This is a genomic window from Schlesneria sp., assembly GCF_036405755.1.
GTDB classification, from domain to species: Bacteria; Planctomycetota; Planctomycetia; order Planctomycetales; family Planctomycetaceae; genus Schlesneria; species Schlesneria sphaerica.
In genome coordinates this window covers 1-5,786 of the sequence record NZ_DASWWZ010000359.1, presented here as the reverse complement: position 1 = coordinate 5,786, position 5,786 = coordinate 1, and the positions used below count along the sequence as shown (strand labels likewise).

Here is a 5,786-nt window from a genome sequence, read left to right as displayed (position 1 = left end):
GCGGGCAGGAGCGGGGTGTTCGCCGTTCCAGACGGTTAATTCTTCCTTGGTCAGCGGAACGAAGTCACGTTCCATGATCGGACTGGTCTGCCCCAGCTTCAGGTGCTTGTTAAAGAATTCATACATCATCAGCCGGCTGGGCTGGTTGTAGTTGTGCGGGAAGGCCATGTACTTCCCTTCCACATTGTCGGGGGCTCCCAGCATGCTGTAATGCTGTTTCAGTTGCGGCAGTCCCTTCGTTTCCAGCTCTCGCGTCCAGTCGTCGGCTGCGGTCATTCCCAGAGGACGCGGAGCGATCATCGCGGCGAATTCGATATTTCCCGTGTTCACGCGCAGATAGCTGGCGTTTTCACAGGTACATCCACCCTGCATCGAAGTCGAAACCATCACGGCGGGGAAGAAGGCGGCGGGACGTGGGTCGAGACTTCCCAGAAGGAACGTCTGAGTTCCCCCACCGCTGGCGCCCGTCACGCCGATGCGACTCGTATCCACATCGCTGAGCGAGCTGATCCAGTCCAGCGCCCGGATTGAGTTCCAGGCTTGAAGGCCCACAATATTCAGGCACCGCAGCTCGGATTGAGCACTGAAGATTCCCCAGCGATCCGGCTGACTGAGTTCAGGACGCTGTTTGGCGAATCCGTGAGCGATCTCGAACGGGATCGGCCCAGAATCCGGGTATCCCAGCATGTCGTAAAGAAAAACGATGCATCCCATCCGTGCCAGTTGGACACAGCGCGCTTGCAGAGGGAATCTGCCACTGGGAATCGACTCGGCCTTGCTCTTCAGTTCCTGTTCGAATGTGGCGTCGTTGTGTTCGTAGAACCTTCCGTTGGCCCAGTGACCGTGTGGACACAATACGGCGGGCAACTTCCCGGGTTTGGGATTCTTCGGCCGGTAGAGGCTTCCCGTGCAATAGAGGCCGTCACCTGTTTCGAGGATGACGCGTTCGACCGTGAAGTCGTCGCGTTCGACTTTTCCGTGCACAACCGCGTTCAGCGGTTTTTTCGTTGGCATCGGCCAAAGCCCCAGTGCAACCTGCAACTGCCGACGGACGTATTCGGAACGCTGCTTCCATTCCTCGACGCTGGCACTCGGAGTCCAGGGGAAGTAGGCGTTGAGGTCTTTCAGTCCCCCAAGTCTCACGTCGTTTGGCAGCGTGTCTGCGGGAAGGACACGGGGGGCAGCGCCCTGGGCCACCTGTCGGACACCGACTGCGTTAGCGACAGCCACGGAGGCTGCGGCAAATTTGAGAATGGTACGACGATCGATTTTTGGGGTATCGCTCAAGGGGCGTCTCCGTAGGAATTCCATGGGCTGCAACTTCAGGGCGACATCATAGAAATCACTTGTGATAGAAATCAACAAGCACCTATGCGAGAACCCACCCCCGGGAGCCCACAGCGCAGAGCTTTCCCCCTGGCGGGTATTAGGACCGCGCGATCCTGAGACTTGGATCGCCTGATGCGGCGGCAGTTCGGCTGTTCCTCGCTGCCGTCGGGACTCAGGCAACGGGGGCCATGCCGCTCAGTCTGATGAACTGCACGTACTGGCCTGATTCCCCTGCTCTGCCAGCTTTTCCCGTGCGAGCCGCAGTTGTCCGCAGGCCGCGTCAATGTCGGCCCCCTTGCGTTTGCGGACTGTTGCGGGAATGCCGAATGACTCGAGGACTTGAACGAACTCGCCGGTTCGGGGAGCCGTCGGGGCAACAAATTCCAGCTCGGTCACACCGTTCATCGGGATCAGATTGACGTGGGCGATGCGCGACTGGAGTCGCTTCGCAAGTTGCCGTGCATGCAGTGGATCGTCGTTGACGCCCGAAAGAAGTACGTACTCGTACGTGACGCGACGTCCGGTAATTTCGAAATAGTCATCCGCGGCCTGGAGGACTGCGTCGATACCGATCTTGTCATTGACGGGAACAAGTCGAGTTCGCAGTTCGTTGTCCGGGGCGTGCAGAGAGACGGCCAGGTTATACTGCTTTCCCGAACGGGCGAGTTCTCGAATTTTCTCGGGCAAGCCGACGGTCGAGATCGTGATTCTGCGGGCCCCCAGTCCCAGCCCCCCTTTTTCATTCAGGGTATCCAGAGCGGGAATTAACGACTTCAGGTTCGCCAGGGGCTCGCCGATTCCCATGACGACCAGATTCGTGATCTGCTCCCCTTTCTTCAGCAAGCGGTCGAGCCTCAGTACCTGCTCCAGAATTTCCCCTGTCGTCAGACTGCGCTTGAGTCCCAGCAGGCCGCTCGCGCAAAAGACGCACCCCATGGCGCAGCCGACCTGAGTAGAGATGCAGATTGTCCGTCGATCGGGCTCTCGCATCAGCACGCATTCGATGAACTGGCCATCGTGCAGCTCGAGCAGCAGCTTTTCTGTTCCGTCGCGCGAGACCTGATGCTGCGCCTGGCGCGCCGGAAACAAGGAAAATTCGTCAGCCAGCGCCGCGCGCAACGTGGCCGGAACATCGTGCATCTCTGCGAAGTCACTCACCCGGCGTCCGAAGATCCAGCGGCGGATCTGACCGGCCCGGTAGGCGGGAAAACCGTGAGCCACACACCAGTCTGCCAGCCCTGCGGCGTCGAGCTCATAAAGGCGCGTCTTGAAGGGGCGATCCGCAATTACTGGGAGGATGGACATGAAAACCCTAGACCGTTGAGAATCTCTCGACCGGCTTGACTCTTGTTGAGGATGTAGAAGTGGATTCCATTCACCCCCTGGTCGATCAATTCGCGACATTGTGCGATGGCAAATTCAACACCAATCTCGTGTTGTGCCTGTTTGTCTTCTTTCACTGCTTCCAGACGGGACGTCAGGTCGGCGGGAATTCCGGCTCCGCACATGGCGGTAATTCGCTGAATTCGAGCAAATTCCGTGATCGGCATAATCCCCGGGATCAATGGTACGTTGATGTGGGCTCGATTCAACCTGTCACGGAATCGAAAGAAGCTGTCGTTGTCGAAGAACAACTGTGTGAAGATTGCATCTGCACCATTCCTGACTTTCCGAACCAGGTTTTCGAAATCGACGTCCAGGTTGGGCGCTTCCGGATGCTTTTCCGGGTAGCCAGCGACACCGATCCCCATCTCGGGAAAGCTTTCGCGAATCAAGCTGACGAGTTCGTTAGCATATCGCAATCCCCCTTCAATTGCCTGAAAAGAGGCTTGTCCTGCAGGAGCATCACCGCGCAGAGCCATAATGTTGCGCAGTCCCTCGGCCCAGGCATAATGCAGCCATTCCGTTAACTGCTCGCGGGTACTACCCACGCAGGTGAAGTGGGCTGTGGCGGATGTTTTGAACTTCTCCTGGATCTCGCGGCACCATTCGACAGTTCGCTTGCTTGTCGACCCCCCTGCACCGTAGGTACACGAAACGAAGGCGGGGCGGAACGGGACCATTTCTGCCAGGGTCTGACGCAGCGAGTCATCCCCTTCCGCTGTCTTCGGGGGAAAGACTTCAATGGACAGCCCAAAGCGGCCACCGGCATACACGTCTTTGATTCGCATTGCACCGCTCGTCATACCCAGATTGCTCCCTGCTTGTAAGATATCGATGCAGCAGATTATGCGATCACTCGCCTGGCTGCCACCATCATTTTTGTCTCAAACTTCGGAAGATCTCCAAAGGCAGGTGCCGGGTGCGAAATCTGAAAATCGCTGCCGTCACCTGCTCCGTGGATCATAGGGTTGATTCAAGAGTAAGACCGGTCGTGCGGGGATGACAGGCTCGATGTTGACGTCACCTGCACGCACAATTTTCTGTTGATGCGTGGTCGGGGTTGCCGGTTTAGGAAGGCCGGTCGAGGAGCTTGTACATTTGTGATCTGCAGGGATGGAGATTTTTCGGATATCACTTTCCCTGGTTTAATCGCGAGACAGTAGATACCGAAGTAGCTATACTACTTGGACCAACCACGTTGACACCAACATGCTTGAATGGTCATCCTTCATCAGGGTGGGCGGCGGCTGTGGGCGAAGCGGACCGTCTCGATAAGATATTGTTGGGGCGTTCAACGTTGGATACCCCCTAAACTCAGAATGTTCAGAAGGAACGTCGATATGTCGACCGCTGAAGCGACAAAGTCCAAGACAGCCGATTCCACCAAGAGCGCGTCGAGCGCGCGTCTTCCCTACAAGGTAAAGGACATTGGGCTTGCCGATTTTGGTCGCAAGGAAATTGAAATCGCTGAAAACGAAATGCCGGGTTTGATGGCACTTCGTGAGCGCTATGGCAAGACAAAGCCCCTCAAGGGAGCTCGAATTGCCGGCTGTCTTCACATGACCATTCAGACTGCAGTGCTGATCGAAACACTGGTTGAACTGGGTGCGGACGTCACCTGGAGCAGTTGCAACATCTTCTCGACCCAGGATCATGCTGCCGCAGCAATCGCTGCTGCCGGGATTCCGGTTTACGCCTGGAAGGGGATGACCAACGAAGAATTCGACTGGTGCATTGAACAGACCCTCTACTTCCCGGACGGTCAGCCACTCAACATGATTCTCGACGACGGCGGTGACCTCACGTCGATGGTTCATCAAAAGTTTCCCGAGTTGCTTAAGGGCATCAAGGGCCTCAGCGAAGAAACCACTACCGGGGTTCATCGACTCGTTCAGATGCACGAACGTGGCGAGCTGAAGGTTCCAGCCATTAACATCAATGACTCGGTTACCAAGAGCAAATTCGACAACCTGTATGGGTGTCGCGAATCGCTCGCAGACGGGATCAAGCGAGCAACCGACGTGATGCTCGCCGGTAAGGTCTGCGTCGTGGCCGGTTATGGCGATGTCGGTAAAGGCTGTGCCATCTCGATGCAGCGTTACGGCGCTCGCGTTATCGTGACGGAAATCGATCCGATTTGCGCTCTTCAGGCAGCAATGGAAGGTTTCGAAGTCACGACGATGGAAGAAGCCGCCGCGCAAGGAAACATTTTCGTCACGACCACCGGTTGCTGTGACATTGTTCGTGGCGAGCACATCGAGAAGATGCCGAACGACGCGATTATCTGCAACATCGGGCACTTCGACCTCGAAATCGATGTCGCCTGGCTGGAAGAGCAGGTCAAGAACGGCAAAGCGACCAAGGTTAACGTCAAGCCAAGCGAAGTCGGTGCTGTTGATCGTTATACCTTTAAGTCTACAGGGCACAGCGTGATCCTGCTGGCTCAGGGACGGCTCGTGAACCTCGGTTGTGCCACCGGCCATCCCTCGTTCGTGATGTCAAACAGCTTTACCAACCAGGTCCTGGCTCAGTTGGCTCTGTGGAACGACACCAGCCGCTACGCAGTCGGTGTCCACCGTCTGCCGAAAGAACTGGACGAAGAAGTCGCCCGTCTGCACCTGGAAAAGATCGGTGTCAAGCTGTCGAAGCTGTCGGAAAAGCAGGCCAAGTACCTGGGCTTGCCGATCAATGGCCCCTTCAAGCCCGACCACTACCGCTACTAATTCGGACCTGAGGCAGGGGTCAGTATTCCGTACGACATTCATTTGAAGTCGGCGACTGACCTGTGCTCATCAGGGTCGGAGTGATTATCGCAAAGTCCAGCTCATCGAGCTGGACTTTGTTTTTGGTGCGCCTGGCATGTTGTGTTTCTCGGAGATGGAAGTTCTCTACGGGCCGTGATGACCGGAACCGTGAGCTGTAGGACAGGGTGTCCGCCGCGAGGCGGGATCTGAAGGGAGCCGAAAGCGAAACTTGGACTCGACGAACAGAAACTGGATACAAGGCCGACGTGGTGGGGTAACCCGGCAATGGACGGGGATGCCCAATGCTCATCCGGACACTCACGCCGGTAA

Annotated in this window: 4 protein-coding genes; 1 reads left to right on the top strand and 3 read right to left on the bottom strand. The window is 56.8% G+C overall.

The window, feature by feature from the left end; genetic code table 11:
* From VGE80_RS12365 to metF, 3 genes are all read right to left on the bottom strand, one after another.
* Nucleotides 1-1,287: dienelactone hydrolase family protein (locus VGE80_RS12365; protein ID WP_440592883.1), on the bottom strand; the 1,287-nt coding region annotated here is incomplete at its 3' end.
* Between the two features lie 237 nt (nucleotides 1,288-1,524).
* Nucleotides 1,525-2,634, bottom strand: coding sequence for a 23S rRNA (adenine(2503)-C(2))-methyltransferase RlmN (rlmN, locus tag VGE80_RS12360; RefSeq protein ID WP_440592882.1), 1,110 nt, complete (start codon nucleotides 2,632-2,634; stop codon nucleotides 1,525-1,527).
* Nucleotides 2,616-3,500, bottom strand: coding sequence for a methylenetetrahydrofolate reductase [NAD(P)H] (gene metF, locus VGE80_RS12355; protein ID WP_440592881.1), 885 nt, complete (start codon nucleotides 3,498-3,500; stop codon nucleotides 2,616-2,618). The genes rlmN and metF overlap by 19 nt, the downstream gene beginning before the upstream one ends.
* Nucleotides 3,501-4,052: 552 nt before the next feature.
* Here metF and ahcY point away from each other — a divergent pair.
* The gene (gene ahcY / locus VGE80_RS12350; protein ID WP_373652969.1) at nucleotides 4,053-5,435 is read left to right on the top strand and encodes an adenosylhomocysteinase; all 1,383 of its coding nucleotides are present in this window, start codon (nucleotides 4,053-4,055) and stop codon (nucleotides 5,433-5,435) included.
* The last annotated feature ends 351 nt before the right edge of the window (nucleotides 5,436-5,786 follow it).